Source organism: Streptomyces tendae, assembly GCF_014650435.1.
GTDB lineage: Bacteria > Actinomycetota > Actinomycetes > Streptomycetales > Streptomycetaceae > Streptomyces > Streptomyces tendae.
This window is the reverse complement of record NZ_BMUY01000001.1, coordinates 502,456-518,488: the sequence shown is the minus strand read 5'-3', so window position 1 is coordinate 518,488 and position 16,033 is coordinate 502,456. Positions and strand designations below refer to the sequence as shown.

The following is a 16,033-nucleotide window of genomic DNA, read 5'->3' as shown; positions in this document are numbered from 1 at the left end:
GCGGTATGACCCGGGGCGGGGCGGCTGTGTGACAGGGCGGAGGGAAGAATCCGAAAAGATCTTCCCCGGGAGATCAGATCGTCGCGGTGTCGATCACGAAGCGGTACCGCACGTCGCTGCCGAGCACCCGCTCGTACGCCTCGTTGACCTCGGACGCGGCGATCAGCTCGATCTCGGCGCCGATGCCGTGCTCCGCGCAGAAGTCCAGCATCTCCTGGGTCTCGGCGATGCCGCCGATCATGGAGCCGGTCAGGGACTTGCCGCCGCCGAGCAGCGCGAACAGGTTGAGGGAGACGGGCTCCTCGGGGGCGCCGACGTTGGCCAGCGTGCCCTCCGTCTTCAGCAGCCCCAGGTAGGCGGCGAAGTCGAGCGGGGCGGAGACCGTGGAGACGATCAGGTCGAAGGTGCCGGCCAGCTCCTCGAAGGTGGCCGGGTCGCTGGTGGCGTAGTAGTGGTCGGCGCCCAGCTTCAGGCCGTCGTCCTTCTTGCGCAGGGACTGCGACAGCACGGTCACCTCGGCGCCCAGGGCGTGCGCGAGCTTGACGGCCATGTGGCCGAGGCCGCCCAGGCCGACGACGGCGACCTTCTTGCCGGGGCCCGCGTTCCAGCGCCTGAGCGGGGAGTACGTGGTGATGCCGGCGCACAGCAGGGGCGCGGCCTCGTCCAGGGAGATGCCCTCGGGGATGCCGAGGACGAAGTTCTCGTCGACGACGACCTTCTCGGAGTAGCCGCCGTAGGTGGGCTCGCCGTCCTTGCCGACGCCGTTGTACGTCATCACGTTGCCGCCCGTGCAGTACTGCTCGCGGCCGGCCTTGCAGTTCTCGCACTCGCGGCAGGAGTCGACCATGCAGCCGACGCCCACCCGGTCGCCGACGGCGAACTTGGTGACGCCGGGGCCGACCGCGGAGACGATGCCCGCGATCTCGTGGCCGGGGACCATCGGGAAGATGGCCTCGCCCCAGCCCTCGCGGACCTGGTGGATGTCGGAGTGGCAGATGCCGGCGAACTTGATGTCGATCAGGACGTCGTGTTCCCGCACCTCGCGCCGCTCGATGGTGGTGCGCTCCAGCGGCGCCTTGGCGGCGGGTGCTGCGTACGCGGCGACAGTGGTCATGCCGGGTTCTCCGGGTTTCTCTTGGCGTGACTGGGTGATGCTTCCACCCTGCCTGCGACCTGCGGATCCACCCAGACCACGGCTTTGCGTACGACCGGCGTGCGTACCACTGACGGGGACAGGCTCATGTGCGTACGACCGGGAATACGTCCGGTGATACTGGAAGCATGGATGGACAGCTTGACCGGCGGGCCGAACTGAGCGAGTTCCTGCGCACCCGGCGGGCCCGCCTCCAGCCGGAGGACGTGGGCCTGGAGTCGTACGGCCGGCAGCGCAGGGTACCGGGGCTGCGGCGCGAGGAGCTGGCGCAGCTGGCCGGGGTGTCGGTGGCGTACTACACCCGTCTCGAACAGGGCAACGGGCAGAACGTGTCGGCGGAGGTCCTGGACGCCATCGCCCGCGCGCTGCGGCTGACCGACGCGGAGCAGGCGCACCTGACGCATCTGGCCAAGCCGAAGCAGCAGCGCCGGCGGGCCGGGGCCCCGCGGGGCAAGCAGCCGGTGCGGGTGGCGCTGCTCCAGCTCCTGGACTCGATCGACACGGTGCCCGCGTACGTGACGGGCCGCCGCTCCGAGATCCTCGCCTGGAACCGGATGGCCGCGGCCCTCTTCGGCGACTGGGGCAGACTGCCGGCCGCCGAGCGGAACTGGGCACGGCTGGTCTTCCTGAACCCGGACTACCGCGAGCTGTTCATCGACTGGGACCAGAAGGCCTACGACATGGTCAGCTTCCTGCGCATGGACGCGGGCCGGCACCCGGACGACCCGCGACTGTCCGCGCTGGTCGGTGAGCTCTCGGTGAAGAGCGAGGAGTTCCGCCGCCTGTGGGCCACGCACGACGTCAAGGAGAAGAGCTACGGCGTCAAGCGGATGCGGCACCCGCTGGTCGGCGACCTGACGCTGTCCTTCGAGACGTTCCGCCTGGTCGACGACGACGAACAGGCCTTCATCACGTACCACGCGGAACCCGGCTCCCCGTCGGCGGACGCGCTGCGGCTGCTGGCGAGCTGGGGGACGGACGCGGCGACTTCACTGCCGACGTGAGCTCGGGCCAGCCGCAGAGGAGATCTCTGTCTCCGGGTCCTGCGCCCCGGACTGGGGTCGTCAGTCGATCCGGTGCCGTACGGGCTGTCAGTCGGTGCGGAAGCCGGCCATCATCGAGGCCGGGTAGCGGCTGCCTGCGGAGCCCTGCGGGAGGACCTCCCGGATACGGGCCAGGTCGGCCTCGGTGAGTACCACGTCGGTGGAGCCGACGTTCTCCTCCAGACGTGTGGCGCTGCGGGTGCCCGGGATCGGGACGACGTCCTCGCCCTGGGCGAGCAGCCATGCCAGGGCGAGCTGGGCGGGGGTGATGCCCTTGGTGGCGGCGAGCCTTCGGAGCTGCTCGGCGGCGTTCAGGTTGTAGGCGTAGTTCTCGCCCTGCCAGCGCTCGTCCCAGCTGCGCATGTCGTCCTCGGGATACTCGTCGGCGGGCTTGACCACACCGGAGAGGAAGCCGCGGCCGAGCGGCGAGTACGGCACCAGGCCGATCCCCAACTCCCGCAGGACCGGCAGGATCTCGTCCTCCACCTCGCGTTCGAAGATCGAGTACTCGTGCTGAAGGGCGGTGACCGGGGTGACGGCGTGGGCGCGGCGGATGTACTGCGGGCCGACGTTGCTCAGGCCGAAGTACCGCACCTTGCCTTCGGTGATCAGGTCACCGACAGTGCCGGCGACCTCCTCGGCCGGTACGTCGGGGTCGGAGATGTGCTGGTAGTAGAGGTCGATGCGATCGGTCTGGAGGTAGCGCAGGCTGTTCTCGGCGACCTCGCGGATGTTCTCCGGGCGGCTGTTGACGCCGCTCCCCAGCGACTTGCTGGTCATGTCGAAGCCGAACTTGGTGGCCAGGACGACCTCGTCGCGGAAGTCGTTGACCGCGTTGCCGAGCAGCGTCTCGTTGCTGCCGGTCCCTTGGCCGTACAGCTCGGCGGTGTCGAAGAAGTCGACTCCGAGTTCGTGGGCGCGGTGAATGGTGGAGATGCCGTCCTCGTCGTTCGAGGGGCCGTAGGCCAGGGACATCCCCATCACGCCCAGTCCGAGCGCGGAGACGCGCAGTCCCTGCTGCCCCAGGGTGCGGTGCTGCATGAGATCGCTCCTCGTGTCGTGTCGGCAGCCCATCACCGACCAAACCAAACTGTTCGGTATGACCCTACGCCCGTCCGGACCACTGAGCAAAACCGAACGGTTCGGTCGCCTATCCTGGACTCATGCCTCGCTCCACCAGCCCTGGTCGGACCCCGGACGCTCCCACCTCCGGCGAGTCCACCGACTCCACGCGCCAGCGGATCGTCGCCGCAGCCAAGGAGGAGTTCGCCCGGCACGGGATCGCCGGCGCCCGCGTGGACCGCATCGCCAAGCAGGCCAGGACGAGCAAGGAGCGTGTCTACGCCTACTTCCGCAGCAAGGAAGCCCTTTACGCGCACGTCGCCGAACGCGAGACGACCGCACTCATCGAGGCGACTCAGCTGGATCCGGCCGACCTGCCCGGTTATGCCGGCATCCTCTTCGACCACTTCACGGCCCGCCCGGACCACTACCGCCTGATCACGTGGGGCCGCCTGGAACTGGCCGAGTCGACAGACGACACCGAGTCCGCAGACGGCACCAGCCCTCTCCAGGCCACGATCGCCGGCAAGCTCGACAAACTTCGCGACGCTCAGCGCGTCGGGCTGCTCGACCCGGCCTGGGACCCGGTCGACGTCCTCGCCCTGATCAACCAGATCGCCATGACCTGGGCAGGTCAGCCCGAAATCGCCGCCGCCGCCGCAGACCAGGCCGTGGACCCCTCGGTCACCGCCCGCCGCGCCGCACTGGTGACCGCCGTGGAGCGCATGTTCCCTCGCCCGGACTGAGACCAGCGCCCCAACCGTTCGGCTTGACGCACACCTCCGGGTGCAACCTCGGTCACGCCGTGAGCGTGCCCCGGCTCAGCGCGGTGACGAAGGGTGCCCAGGCGCGGGCGGTGAGGAGGAGGACGGGGCCGCCTCCATCGCCGTCGCGGGAGACCTTGGAGTCCCGGACGGGGACGAGGCCGGGGAAGTCGCTCGCGACCTCGACGCAGTTACCGCCGGAGCCGTGGGGCGTGGAGCAGTGCGGGGACCGCAAGACGGTCTGGTGCGAGCTGGCGGGAGAGCCGCCGCTCGACGACGTCCGCGCGCCCGCCGCCCCGGCGGTCCGGAGCGGTCGGTGACGGTCAGGACTGGTCCAGGGCCCGTTCGATCGCGCGGCGGGCCCGGTCCGCGGCCGTCCGGTCGCGCTGGAGCTGCATGGCCGCGTTGAGCGCCAGCCCGGCCGCGACGATCTCGAACAGCGCCTGGTCGACGTCGAAGTCTGCGGGCAACTCGCCGTCGTCCACCGCCGTGGCCAGGTCCGCCCGCAGCTGCTCCCGCCAGCGCGACCACACCTCCGCCACGGCGTCGCGGACCCGGCCGGGGCGGCCGTCGTACTCGGAGAGTGCCGCGGTCATCAGGCAGCCGCCGGGCAGCAGCGGTTCTTCCAGGTAGTCCACGGAGTTGGCGCACACCGCGCGCAGCCGCCGCAGGCCCGGCGGCTCCCCCAGCACCGGCTCGACCACCCGGTGCCAGAAGTCCACGAACGCCTTGTCCAGGGTGGAGATCTGCAGCGTCTCCTTGGTGCCGAAGTGCTTGTGCACCCCGGACTTGCTCATCTCCAGCTCCTCGGCGAGCCGGCCGATGGTGATGCCGTCCAGCCCTTCCTCGGAGGCGATCTCGGCGGCACGGCCGAGGATCCGGCCCCTGGTGGCCTGCGCTTCGGCCGCTGAGCGTCGTGGTGACATGGGACGACTATAGCGTACGAGCGTTCGCTATTGATTTAGCGAACGTCCGTACGCTAACGTCCAGAGCTCCACCGATCGAAGGAGCGCTAGATGCGGGTGCGACGGCTGGGCTGGGCCGGAGTGGAGATCGAGGCGGGCGGCGAGCGGCTGGTGATCGACTACGTGCGGGACCTCTCGCCGCTGTTCACGGGGTGGCAGCCCGGCGAGAACGTGGCGGTACCGAGCGGGCGGGCCTCCGCCGCACTCGTCACCCACCTGCACCGGGACCACACCGACGCGGCCGCGCTCGCGGAAGTGCTGCCGCCGGGGGCGCCGGTACTGCGCCCGGCGCCCGGTCACGGTGACGACGTGGACAACGTGACGACGCTCCTGGCCGAGCGCGAGCTGGTCCGGCACCGGCTGGCCGCCGAGGCCGTGGACGTCTGGTCCACGCGCGACCTGGGGCCGTTCCGCGTCACGGCGGTCCCCGCCGTCGACGGGCTGGGCGACCCGCAGCTGAACTGGGTGGTGGAGGCCGACGGGCAGCGGATCTTCCACGGCGGCGACACGATGTTCCACGGCTTCTGGTGGCTCGTCGCACGCCGGTTCAGCCCGTTCGACGCGGTGTTCCTGCCCGCCAACGGCGCGGTGGTCGACGCACCGCACCTGCGGCCGCCGAGCCCGGTGCCCGCCGCGCTGGACCCGCTGCAGGCCGCCGCGGCCGCGGAGATCCTCGACGCCCGGTTCGCGGTGCCGATCCACTACGAGCCGGAACAGCCGGACAAGATCGCGGGCTACGTCGAGGTGGCCGACCCGGAGGCCGAGTTCCGCGCGCACGCCGGGCGGCGCGCACACGTACTGGCCGTCGGGGAGTGGCTCGACCTGGCCACGTGACCGGGCACCGTCCGCCCGGCCTCCCCTGTCTCCCCCGCTTCACGCGGCCGGGGCCGTCGCCCAGGAGCGCAGCTTCTCGGGGTTGCGCATCGCCCACAGGTGGCGGACGCGGTGGTCCGAGACGCCGAAGGAGTACACCGTCACGACGGTGCCGTCCTGACAGCCGACCAGGCCGGGCCGCCCGTTGACCGTGCGTTCGAGCAGCGTCTGCCCGGACTGCCGCGGGCCGAAGCGGAGCAGTCCGCGCGCGATCGGCTCGCTGCCCCGCAGCGGGTGCTCCAGGGTGCGCACCACACCGCCGCCGTCGCCGACCGCGGTCACCTCGGGGTCGAGGAGCCGGATGAGCGCGTCGACGTCGTTGGTCTCCCAGGCCCGCTTGAGATCGCGTACGACGACCGCGTCCTGCGCCGTCGACGTGGCGGCGGTCTCCTGCGCGGTGCGGATCGCCCGGCGCGCCGTGGACGCCAGCCGGCGGCAGGCGGCAGGCGTACGGCCGACGATCGTGGCCACCTCGGGAAACGGATAGCGGAAGACGTCGTGGAGGACGAAGGCGACCCGCTGGGCGGGGGACATCGAGTCCAGGACGATCAGGAAGGCCATGCCGACCGACTCGTCGAGGGTGATCAGGTCGGCCGGGTCGGAGGCGATGCCGGGTGTGCGTGCGGCGGTCCGCTCGGCGGGGTCGGCCAGCGGCTCGGGGAGCCACTGGCCCACGTAGTGCTCCCGCCGCGCCCGGGCGGAGCGCAGGTGGTTGAGGCAGACCCGGCTGACCACCGTCGTGAGCCAGGCCCCCGGGGACACGACGGCCTCCCGCCGGTCTGTGGGCATCGCGTACCAGCGGGCGTACGCCTCCTGGACGGCGTCCTCCGCGTCGGCCAGCGAGCCGAGCATCCGGTAGGCCACGTTGATCAGTTGCCGCCGCTCGCCGGTGACCGGCGCGGATCGGGTGGTCATTGCTTCCGACGCTCCTTCTGCCGCGTGCGCGCGTGTCCTCACTTCCCTACGACGCGACAGCGCGGCCATCTGTGACATGCGGGCGGGGCAGCACGGGTCGGGGGCGCGCGGGCCCGGGGCACGGGTTCGGGGCGCGGGCTCACACTTCGGGTCGCCACGGTGTCGGAGTGGTGGAACGACGTCCGACCGACTCGAAGGAGCGGCTCAGCCATGACCACCGCCAAGGACATGACCACCACCAAGGACACGACCACCACCACCGCGGGGCAGGACGGGACACGGTCGCGCCTGCCCGATCCCACCGGGCTCTTCCCGGAGTTGACGGCCCTCGCCGGGGCCGTGCAGAAGGCCCTGCGCAACGGCCCGGTCCCGCAGGCCACCCTCGCCCTGATGCGCCTGCGCACCGCACAGGTGATCGGCAGCACCTACCACGGCGTCGCGGCGACCGACGCCCTGCGCAAGGCCGGCGAGGAGGAGCGGCGCATCACGGCCGTGGCGACCTGGCAGAGCGCCCCCTGCTTCACCGCTCCCGAGCGTGCCGCGCTGGAACTCTCGGAGGCCGTCCTCACCCCGAACCCGTTCGGGGACCGGGTGAGTGACGACCTGTTCGCCCGGCTGTCCCGGCACTACGACACCGACGGGATCTGGCACCTCGCCATGGCCCTGGGCCACTTCAGCCTGTTCACGCCGGTCGCCCTCGTCGGCAAGCCGGTGCCCGGTCGGCCCCCGGGGAAGAACTACACCGACTGACGACCCGGCACCGGCCGCGCACGGTCACGCCGAGGCGTTCTCCTTGACGGTGAGGCGGCCCTTGCGGATGGTGGCCACGCGGGGGGCCTTCCTGGCGATCGCCGAGTCGTGGGTGACCATGACGAAGGTGAGGCCCAGCTCCTTCCACATGCGGTCGAGTACGTCCATGATCTCGTCGCGGGTCGACTCGTCGAGGTTCCCGGTGGGTTCGTCGGCGAGGAGCACCTTGGGCTGCTTCACCAGGGCGCGGGCGATGGCGACGCGCTGCTGCTGGCCGCCGGACATCTCGCCGGGGAGGTGGCCGAGGCGTTCGCCGAGGCCGACGGAGGCCAGTGCCTCGGCGGCCTTCTCGCGCCGCTCCTTCGCCTTGACGCCGAGCGGGACCAGGGCGGTCTCGACGTTCTCCTGGGCGGTCAGGGTCGGGATCAGGTTGAAGGACTGGAAGACGAAGCCGATGCTCTCGCTGCGCACCCGGGTCAGCCTGGCCTCGGGGAGCGTGCCGAGGTCGGTGCCGTCGAGGACGATCCGGCCCGCGCTGGGCCGGTCGAGGGCGCCCAGCATCTGGAGCAGGGTGGACTTGCCGCCGCCGGTGGGGCCCTGGATGACGAGCCGGTCGCCGTCGGCGATGGTCAGGTCGACGCCGTCGAGGGCGTGCACGGTGGCCTTGCCGCGGGTGTAGTGCTTGGTGACGCCGCTGAGTTCGTACATGGTGCAACTCCTGGAGTACGGGGAAGGGGGGCGCTACTCGACGCGGCGCAGGGCGTCCGCCGGGCGCAGTCGCGAGGCGCGCCAGCCGCCGAAGCCCCCGGCGACCAGTCCGCCGGCCACGGCGAGGCCCACCGCGAGGGCGATGGTGGTGAGGCTGACGGGTGCGGTCAGCGCGATGTCCAGGGTCTTGGCGGCGACCTGCCGACCAGGGCCGCCCATGCCGCCCCCACCGAGACCGCCGGGCCCGCCCGCACCCCCGCCACCGCCCGTGCCGCCGCCCAGTTGGGCCTGCAACGTCGGGCTGACGGCGGTGACGGCGTAGGCGCCCGCGAGGCCCAGCGCGATGCCGAGGGCGCCGCCGACCAGGCCGTTGACGACGGCCTCGCCGATCACCTGCCGGGTGACCCGGCCCGAGCGCCAGCCGAGCGCCTTGAGCGTGCCGAACTCGCGCACCCGGCGGGAGACGGCGGAGGAGGTGAGCAGACCGGCGACCAGGAAGGCCGCCGCCAGGACGACGATCGACAGCCACTTGCCGACGCCGGTGGCGAGCGAGGAGGCGGTGGACAGCGAGCCGGAGACGGTGTCGGCGAGGTCGGCGGAGGTGGTGACCGTCGTACCCGAGATGTTCTTCTGGATCGCGGACTTGACGCCGTCGATCCGCTGCGAGTCGGTCGCCTTGACGTAGATCGTAGTGACCTTGTCCTTCGCGTCGCCCAGCGTCTGGGCCTGCTTCAGCGGCACGTAGAGGTTGGCCGCCGCGTCACCGCTGTCGGCCGTGGCGATGCCGACGATCTCGAACTTCGTGTCCTTGACGGTGACCGTGCTGCCGGTCTTGAGCTTCTTCTCCTTGGCGTACGCCGAGTCGGCGACGGCCACCTTGGCGTCGGTCTCCGACTCCTTGAAGGTGCGTCCGCTGGTGATGGTGGACGTGGTCAGCGGGCCGAGGGCGGGCTCGGTGACGTCGGTGCCGTAGACGGAGTAGCTGTTGACGTCGAAGTCGGCGCCGCCGCCCTGGACGCGGCCCTGCGGGGACTGGCCGCCGCCGGGGCCGCCGCCCTGCCCCGTGCCGCCCGCGCCGCCGCCGGAGGCGTCCTGCTGGAACTGGCCGCGCGAGAACTCGCCGCTGACCTTGACGACCTGGAGGCTCAGACCGCCCACCGCGTCGGCGACACCGTTCTGCCCGGCGACCTTGCCGACGGTGGAACTCGCCAGCGTCTGGAAGCCCTGCACCATGACGCGGTCGGTGCTCTGCTCCTCCTCGGAGCCGTCGTCCTGCGCGTCGAAGCGGAAGCGCGGCCGTTCGGCGGTGCTTCCGGAGGACGCCTCGGCGGCCTTGGTGACCGTCATGTCCGTGCCGAGCCCGTACAGGGACTGCAGGACCTTGTCCTGGGCCCGGCCCATGCCGGAGGAGACCGAGTCGACGACGATGACCAGCGCGATGCCCAGGGCCAGTCCGGAGGCGACGACGAGGGCCGCCTTTCTGCGGCGGCGCAGCTCGCGCCTCAGGTAGGTGAAGAACATGGGCGCAAGCTAGGCACGGCCCGTGATGACGGGATAAGGGCCGCGTAAGAGGAGGATGAGAAGCCCGGGAAACGGCGGGCGCCCGCCGCCCCGTCGAGGGGTGGCGGGCGCCCGTGCGCGGTGCGGTCGGCCCGGAGGGAGTCGGCGTCAGACCGCCGAACCCGCCTTCCACTGGGCCCAGTCCATGTTCCAGCCGTTGAGGCCGTTGTCCGGGGCGATGGTCTTGTCGCCGGTGTTCTGGACGACGACCACGTCACCGATGATCGAGTTGTTGTAGAACCAGGCACCCGGCGTGTTCGGGTCGTTGGCGCCCTTGGCGTCCTGCAGGCCGACGCAGCCGTGGCTGGTGTTGACGCTGCCGAAGATGCCCTTGCCCCAGTAGTTGCCGTGGATGAAGGTGCCGGAGGTGCTCAGGCGCATGGCGTGCGGCACGTCCTTGATGTCGTACTCGCCCTTGCCGTCGTCGTCGGTGAAGCCGACGGTCGAGCCGTCCATCCGGGTCTCCTTGAACTTCTCGGAGATCACCATCTGGCCTTCGTAGGTCTTGTTGTCCGGGGAGCCGGCGGAGATCGGGATGGTCTTGACCGTCTTGCCGTCCTGCGTGACCTTCATCTGCTTGGTCTTCGCGTCGACGTAGGAGACCTGGTTGCGGCCGATCTTGAAGGTGACCGACTTCTGCTGGACGCCGTAGACGCCGTCGGCGCCCTCGACCCCGTCGAGCGCCAGCTTGAGGGTGACGGTCGAGTTCTCCGTCCAGTACTTCTCGGGGCGGCAGTCCATGCGCTGGGTGGAGAACCAGTGGCAGGCGACCTCCTGGCCGCTGCTGCTGTTGACCGTGATGCCCTTCTGGACGGCGGCCTTGTTGGTGATCTCCTTGTCGAAGTTGATCGACACGGGCATCCCGACGCCGACGGTCTTGCCGTCGTCCGGGGTGAAGGTCCCGATGAAGCTGTTCTCGGGGGAGACCGTGGTGAACGACGCGTTCTCGTGGGCGGCGCGGCCCTCGGAGTCCTGCGCGGTCGCCGTGATCTGGTACTTGGTGGCGCGCTCCAGCTGGCCGCCGGGCTTCCAGCTGGTCTTGTCGGCGGATATCTCGCCCTTGACCTCGGTGCCGTCCGAGGCGGTCATCTTCACCTCGGTGAGCGTGCCCTTGCTCACGGTGACGCCGGCGGAGTTGTTGATGGAGGCGTTGTCCGAGCCGCCCTTGGGCGTGATCTTGATCTGGGCCTCGGACGTCTTCTTGGCCGCCGCTTCGTCGACCTCGGCCTGCGAGGTCTTGTCCCCACCTCCGGAGGTGTCGGCGTCGCTACTGGAACATGCCGAGAGCACCAGCACACCGCCGAGCAGTGCGGACGCGGCCGCCAGGCCCTTGCGCCGCTTACCGTCCGTCATCACACGCTTCTCCATCGTTGCCGATTCCCGAAACCCCGAGATACCCCGTCAATAACTTTCAACGCTACGACCGGTTCGTCCCGTTCCACATCGCTCACGGGTGTGGGGCATGCCACGTTTGCCGTCGAAGGCGGGAGGCGGTGCGGGGAGGTGTCGGTCAGTGCGCACCGTGAGACGACGAAACCCCGGGCGGCGGTTGCCGCCCGGGGTCAGGAATTTCCCCACACCGCGTCAGCCGACCGTCATTTCCTCGTCTTCCGGGTCGTTCTCGCCGCCATCATCCTCGTCGAGGTCCCACTCGGGCGAGTCGGGGTCGTAGTCGATCTGCTCGCTGCTCCAGGATGCCTGCCGCAGCTCGACCCCGGGCACCACGCTGACCAGGTCGAACGGGTCCACCAGATGGGCCAGGGCCTCTGCGGTGTCCTCCGTCACAGCGCGCTCGGAGTCGGCCCGTTCCGCGTCGGACAGCTCGGTGTCGTCGGCGAGGGCCTGCAGCGCGGCCCCGGTGACGGCCTCCTCGTCGTCGACCTCGAGAACCAGCTCGACGCGAACCCGCACAAACCGTGATGTCTCAGGAGTACTCATCTCCGGAGCGTAAGGCCGACCGCTCCCGTGACTTTCCTGTGACCCGCGCCTTTCACTAACATCTGCCCACACGGCCAATTCGCCAGCGCCACAAGGGGATCGATATTCCGTGTCATCCGCTCGCCGTTCCTTGCTGACCGCCGCCGCCGCGGGCGGCCTGCTGTGTGCCCTGTGGTTCGTCCCATCGGCCAACGCGACATCCGGGACACCGGTGCTCGAATCCGCGGCCGCGACCCCGTCTCCGCAGGTCACAGCCCAGGCGAGAGCCGCCTCCGCGGATACGGCGACGGACACGGCGGCGACCGGCGAGGGCACGACCCGGCTGGCCGACACCGGCAGCTTCGACAGCACGCCGTACGTCGTCGGCGGTGCCCTCTGCCTCGGACTCGGCGCCGGATTCGTGGGCTACTCGGTCCGCCGGGAACGCCTCGACTTTTGACAGAATTTGACGTTCTTTTGGCACCCTTGACCGACCGGCGCCTCTTGGCCCTCCGGCACGTCCCGAGACAGCGCGAAGGGGCCCCGGCGCAGTCCCGCCGGAGCCCCTGGAGCACGTCACCCGCTAGCGCAGCGGCCCCGTGACCGTCTCCGCCGCCGCGACCAGGTGCCCGGCACGCACGAACGCGTCCGCCGCGGCGAGGTCGGGCGCCAGGTAGCGGTCCGGTCCCGGACCCTCCACACCGGCCGCCCGTACGGCGTCGATGACGGCCCGGGACGCGGGCGCCGGGGTCAGTCCCTCGCGGAGCTGGATCGCGCGCGTGGCGGCGTACAGCTCGACGGCGATGACACGCGCGAGGTTGTCGACGGCCGTGCGCAGCTTGCGCGCCGCCGACCAGCCCATGGACACGTGGTCCTCCTGCATCGCGGAGGACGGGATGGAGTCCGCCGAGGCCGGTACGGCCAGCCGCTTCAGCTCGCCGACCAGGGCGGCCTGCGTGTACTGGGCGATCATCAGGCCGGAGTCGACGCCGGCGTCGTCGGCGAGGAACGGCGGCAGGCCGTGGCTGCGGTTCTTGTCCAGGAGCCGGTCGGTGCGCCGCTCGGCGATGGAGCCGAGGTCGGCGACGGCGACGGCGAGGAAGTCCAGGACGTAGGCGACGGGAGCGCCGTGGAAGTTGCCGTTGGACTCGACCCGCCCGTCGGGCAGGACCACCGGGTTGTCCACGGCCGCGGCCAGCTCGCGCTCGGCGACGAGACCGGCGTGGGCCATGGTGTCGCGTCCGGCACCGGCGACCTGCGGGGCACAGCGCACCGAGTAGGCGTCCTGGACGCGGGGGGCGTCGTCCTGGTGGTGCCCGGTCAGGCCCGAGCCCTTGAGCACGGCGGCCATGTTGGCGGCGCTGGCCGCCTGCCCCGGGTGCGGGCGGATGGCGTGCAGCTCGGGGGCGAGCACCTTGTCGGTGCCGAGCAGGGCCTCCATGGTCAGCGCCGCGGTGATGTCGGCGCTCTTGTAGAGGGTGTCGAGGTCGGCGAGGGCCATGACCAGCATGCCGAGCATGCCGTCGGTGCCGTTGAGGAGGGCCAGGCCCTCCTTCTCGCGCAGCTCGACCGGGGTGATCCCGTGCGCGGCGAGCAGCTCACCGGCGGGCCGTACGGTGCCGTCGGGGCCCTCGGCGTCGCCCTCGCCCATCAGGGTCAGCGCGCAGTGCGAGAGCGGGGCGAGGTCGCCGGAGCAGCCCAGCGAGCCGTACTCGTGCACGACCGGGGTGATCCCGGCGTTGAGCACGTCGGCCATGGTCTGCGCAACCTCGGGGCGGACGCCGGTGTGTCCGGAGCAGACGGTCTTCAGCCGCAGGAACATCAGCGCGCGCACCACCTCGCGCTCGACGCGCGGACCCATTCCGGCGGCGTGCGAGCGGACGATGTTGCGCTGCAGCTGGGCGCGCAGGTCGGGGCTGATGTGCCGGGTCGCCAGGGCGCCGAAGCCGGTGCTCACGCCGTACACGGGATCCGGCTTGGCGGCCAGCGCGTCCACGATGGAGCGGGCCGCGGCGAGGGCCGCCACCGCCTCCTCGGAGAGCTCGATCCGGGCGCCCGCGCGCGCCACGGCGAGAACGTCGGACGCGGTGACCCCCGCCGTCCCCACCACCACAGTGTGCATATCCATATTCAGGAGCGTACGCAGTGAATTCGATGATGTCACGAGGGGATGCGTCACAGATGAGAACGGCGTGCGCCCCTTACGGCCTCCTGGTGGACTCCTCACCGGACCGGCGTCACGGCGAGTGCCGTCCGCGGAATCGCCGACGCTCCCCGTCCTGCTCCCGGGAGGGCTGGTCCGCGAGCCGCAGGACGGGGTCGTCGGGCCCCTCGCGCCCCGCGACGACCGGCCCGGCCGCCCGTTCGGCCTTGGCCCGGTACTGGGCGGCGTCCGCGAGCCGGAACAGCCGGCGGGCGGACCGGACCGGCCCGACCGGGTCCTCCGTGGACGCGACCCCGCAGGCCACGCCGTCCCCCAGCTCCAGCTCGGCCGCCCGGCGGCACAGCTCCTCGGCCGCCTTGACCACCGCGTCGGCGGGCGGCCCGACGGCGAGCAGACAGAACTCGTCCCCGCCGAGCCGGGCCGCGAGCGCCCCCGGCAGCATCGCCCCGCACAGCGACAGGACCGACCCGAACCGCTCCAGGAGCCGGTCCCCGACCGCGTGCCCGTGCGTGTCGTTCACCCGCTTGAGGCCGTTCAGGTCGCACACGACGAGGCTGACGACGACCGCCTCCTCGCGGTGCCGCTCGACGGCCTCGTCCAGCGCGGCGTCGACCGCGCGGCGGTTGGCCAGCCCGGTGAGCGCGTCCGTGAACGCGAGCCGCCTGACCTCCTCGAGCCGCTCGGTCTGCGCGATTCCGGCGGCGACGACGGACGCCAGCACGGTGGCGAAGTCGGCGTCGGCCCGCTCGAATACCCGCTCCCCCACCGGCCGGGCCACGTACAGCTCGCCCCACGCCCGCCCGTGCAGCACGATCGGCGCGACCACGCAGCAGCCCCGGCCCCGGCGGCGCAGGGCGGCGACCCGCTGGTGGACGTAGCCGGGACGCCCGGCGGCGGGCCCCGCGGCCGTCTCGACCCAGGCGTCGGGCTCACCACCGCCCGCCCAGCGCTCGTGCAGGAACTCGGTGATCTCCGCGAACTGGTGCACCGGGTAGGACTCGTTCTCCGGGAACTCCTCCTCGTCCTCGGCCCGCCGGCCGACGTTCACGAGGACCCGCAGCCGCCCCAGCTCCCGCTCCCACACCGACAGCGCGGCGAAGCTGCCGCCCAGCGCCAGGCATCCGCCGACGGCCGCCGCCCGCCACGCCTCACGCGCGCTCTGCGCGGCAGCCATCCCCTGCGCAAGCGCCACCACGGCCGCGAGCCGCCTGTCGTCACCCATCACTCCAGGCTAGGGAGATTCACGAAGAAACGTTACTCAAACGGGGCGAACCGGGCGATTTCCTCCGACCCGTGCGCTCGACTCACTCGGGCTCACTCACCCGGCCACCGCGGCGCCCGCTTCTCGTTGAACGCCGCCACACCCTCCGCCCGGTCCCCCGAGAACGCCACCGACCGCCACGCCGCGTCCTCGACCTCGAGTCCCGCCCGGAGGTCGAGGCCGTGCCCGAGGCGCAGCGCACGCTTGGCCGCACGCAGCCCCACGGGCGAGTTAGCGGCCATCCGGGAGGCCAGCTCCAGCGCCTCCTCCCGGTCCCGCCCCTCCTCCACCAGCTGGTCCACGAGCCCCAGCTCGCGCGCCTCCTCGGCCGCCACCCGCCGCGCCGTGAACACCAGCTCGGCGGCGCGCGCCGCGCCCACCCGGCGCGGCAGCAGCTGCGTACCGCCACCGCCCGGGATCACCCCGACCGAGACCTCGGGCAGCCCCACGACGGCCGTACGGTCGGCCACGATCACGTCGCACGACAGCGCCAGCTCGAACCCGCCGCCCAGCGCGAACCCGTGCACGGCCGCGACCGTCGGCACGGCCAGCTCCAGCACCGCGGTGTACGCCCCCCGCGTCACCGGCCGCTGCCGCAGCAGGTCGGCGTCGGAGAAGGAGTTGCGCTCCTTCAGGTCCGCCCCGACGCAGAACGCCCGTTCGTGCGTCGAGGTCAGCACCACCACCCGTACGTCCCGGTCCTCGCCCAGCGCCGCGCAGGCCGCGCCCACGGACCGCGCCATTGCGGTCGAGACGGCGTTCATGGCCTTCGGCCGGTCGAGCGCGAGCTCCGCGACATGCCCGTCCGCGTGCCGCCGCACCAGGACGAACTCTCCGAACCGCTCCTCGCTCATGACACCCTCCGGTTAACGCGTGTTAACGAGTCGACCGCCCGATC

General features: G+C 71.6%; 17 protein-coding genes. 5 read left to right on the top strand and 12 right to left on the bottom strand.

The window, feature by feature from the left end:
- Positions 1 to 73: 73 nt before the first annotated feature.
- Entirely contained in the window at positions 74 to 1,114 is a 1,041-nt protein-coding gene (locus IE258_RS02445; protein WP_159324064.1) for an NAD(P)-dependent alcohol dehydrogenase, read from the bottom strand.
- A 167-nt stretch (positions 1,115 to 1,281) separates the two neighbouring features.
- Between IE258_RS02445 and IE258_RS02440 the strand changes: the two genes are divergently transcribed.
- Positions 1,282 to 2,157 carry a helix-turn-helix domain-containing protein gene (locus IE258_RS02440; RefSeq protein WP_189738281.1) on the top strand — a complete coding sequence of 292 codons (876 nt, stop codon included), beginning with the start codon at positions 1,282 to 1,284 and terminating at the stop codon, positions 2,155 to 2,157.
- A gap of 87 nt (positions 2,158 to 2,244) precedes the next feature.
- On the opposite strand, the gene IE258_RS02435 is transcribed toward IE258_RS02440, so the two are convergent.
- The gene (locus IE258_RS02435; protein WP_189738278.1) at positions 2,245 to 3,237 is read right to left on the bottom strand and encodes an aldo/keto reductase; all 993 of its coding nucleotides are present in this window, start codon (positions 3,235 to 3,237) and stop codon (positions 2,245 to 2,247) included.
- A 122-nt stretch (positions 3,238 to 3,359) separates the two neighbouring features.
- Here IE258_RS02435 and IE258_RS02430 point away from each other — a divergent pair, with 122 nt between their 5' ends.
- Entirely contained in the window at positions 3,360 to 4,004 is a 645-nt protein-coding gene (locus IE258_RS02430) for a TetR/AcrR family transcriptional regulator (protein ID WP_189738275.1), read from the top strand.
- 52 nt (positions 4,005 to 4,056) lie between these two features.
- Here IE258_RS02430 and IE258_RS02425 read toward each other — a convergent pair whose 3' ends face one another.
- Positions 4,057 to 4,257 carry a DUF397 domain-containing protein gene (locus tag IE258_RS02425; protein WP_189738271.1) on the bottom strand — a complete coding sequence of 67 codons (201 nt, stop codon included), beginning with the start codon at positions 4,255 to 4,257 and terminating at the stop codon, positions 4,057 to 4,059.
- 88 nt (positions 4,258 to 4,345) lie between these two features.
- Positions 4,346 to 4,948 carry a TetR/AcrR family transcriptional regulator gene (locus IE258_RS02420; RefSeq protein WP_189738268.1) on the bottom strand — a complete coding sequence of 201 codons (603 nt, stop codon included), beginning with the start codon at positions 4,946 to 4,948 and terminating at the stop codon, positions 4,346 to 4,348.
- Positions 4,949 to 5,038: 90 nt separating this feature from the next.
- Between IE258_RS02420 and IE258_RS02415 the strand changes: the two genes are divergently transcribed.
- Positions 5,039 to 5,821 (top strand): MBL fold metallo-hydrolase, encoded by a 783-nt coding sequence (locus IE258_RS02415; protein WP_189738265.1) that lies wholly within the window; start codon positions 5,039 to 5,041, stop codon positions 5,819 to 5,821.
- Positions 5,822 to 5,860: 39 nt separating this feature from the next.
- On the opposite strand, the gene sigJ is transcribed toward IE258_RS02415, so the two are convergent.
- Positions 5,861 to 6,775 carry an RNA polymerase sigma factor SigJ gene (gene sigJ, locus IE258_RS02410; protein ID WP_189738262.1) on the bottom strand — a complete coding sequence of 305 codons (915 nt, stop codon included), beginning with the start codon at positions 6,773 to 6,775 and terminating at the stop codon, positions 5,861 to 5,863.
- A gap of 210 nt (positions 6,776 to 6,985) precedes the next feature.
- Between sigJ and IE258_RS02405 the strand changes: the two genes are divergently transcribed.
- The gene (locus IE258_RS02405) at positions 6,986 to 7,525 is read left to right on the top strand and encodes a carboxymuconolactone decarboxylase family protein (RefSeq protein WP_229891909.1); all 540 of its coding nucleotides are present in this window, start codon (positions 6,986 to 6,988) and stop codon (positions 7,523 to 7,525) included.
- 24 nt (positions 7,526 to 7,549) lie between these two features.
- Here IE258_RS02405 and IE258_RS02400 read toward each other — a convergent pair whose 3' ends face one another.
- The 4 genes from IE258_RS02400 to IE258_RS02385 form a co-directional block, all read right to left on the bottom strand.
- Entirely contained in the window at positions 7,550 to 8,233 is a 684-nt protein-coding gene (locus IE258_RS02400; protein WP_189738259.1) for an ABC transporter ATP-binding protein, read from the bottom strand.
- A 33-nt stretch (positions 8,234 to 8,266) separates the two neighbouring features.
- Positions 8,267 to 9,754 (bottom strand): ABC transporter permease, encoded by a 1,488-nt coding sequence (locus IE258_RS02395; protein WP_189738256.1) that lies wholly within the window; start codon positions 9,752 to 9,754, stop codon positions 8,267 to 8,269.
- A gap of 147 nt (positions 9,755 to 9,901) precedes the next feature.
- On the bottom strand, positions 9,902 to 11,146 hold the full coding sequence (locus IE258_RS02390) for a L,D-transpeptidase (RefSeq protein ID WP_127895963.1): 1,245 nt from the start codon (positions 11,144 to 11,146) through the stop codon (positions 9,902 to 9,904).
- A gap of 231 nt (positions 11,147 to 11,377) precedes the next feature.
- Positions 11,378 to 11,731 (bottom strand): hypothetical protein, encoded by a 354-nt coding sequence (locus tag IE258_RS02385; RefSeq protein ID WP_161377579.1) that lies wholly within the window; start codon positions 11,729 to 11,731, stop codon positions 11,378 to 11,380.
- A gap of 109 nt (positions 11,732 to 11,840) precedes the next feature.
- On the opposite strand from IE258_RS02385, the gene IE258_RS02380 reads away from it, so the two are divergent.
- Positions 11,841 to 12,170, top strand: coding sequence for a hypothetical protein (locus tag IE258_RS02380; protein ID WP_189738253.1), 330 nt, complete (start codon positions 11,841 to 11,843; stop codon positions 12,168 to 12,170).
- 123 nt (positions 12,171 to 12,293) lie between these two features.
- On the opposite strand, the gene hutH is transcribed toward IE258_RS02380, so the two are convergent.
- The 3 genes from hutH to IE258_RS02365 form a co-directional block, all read right to left on the bottom strand.
- Positions 12,294 to 13,832: a histidine ammonia-lyase gene (gene hutH, locus IE258_RS02375; protein ID WP_189739267.1), complete on the bottom strand. Its 1,539-nt coding sequence runs from the start codon at positions 13,830 to 13,832 to the stop codon at positions 12,294 to 12,296.
- Between the two features lie 115 nt (positions 13,833 to 13,947).
- The gene (locus IE258_RS02370; RefSeq protein ID WP_189738250.1) at positions 13,948 to 15,096 is read right to left on the bottom strand and encodes a GGDEF domain-containing protein; all 1,149 of its coding nucleotides are present in this window, start codon (positions 15,094 to 15,096) and stop codon (positions 13,948 to 13,950) included.
- 92 nt (positions 15,097 to 15,188) lie between these two features.
- Entirely contained in the window at positions 15,189 to 15,989 is an 801-nt protein-coding gene (locus tag IE258_RS02365) for an enoyl-CoA hydratase/isomerase family protein (protein ID WP_189738241.1), read from the bottom strand.
- Between the last annotated feature and the right edge of the window lie 44 nt (positions 15,990 to 16,033).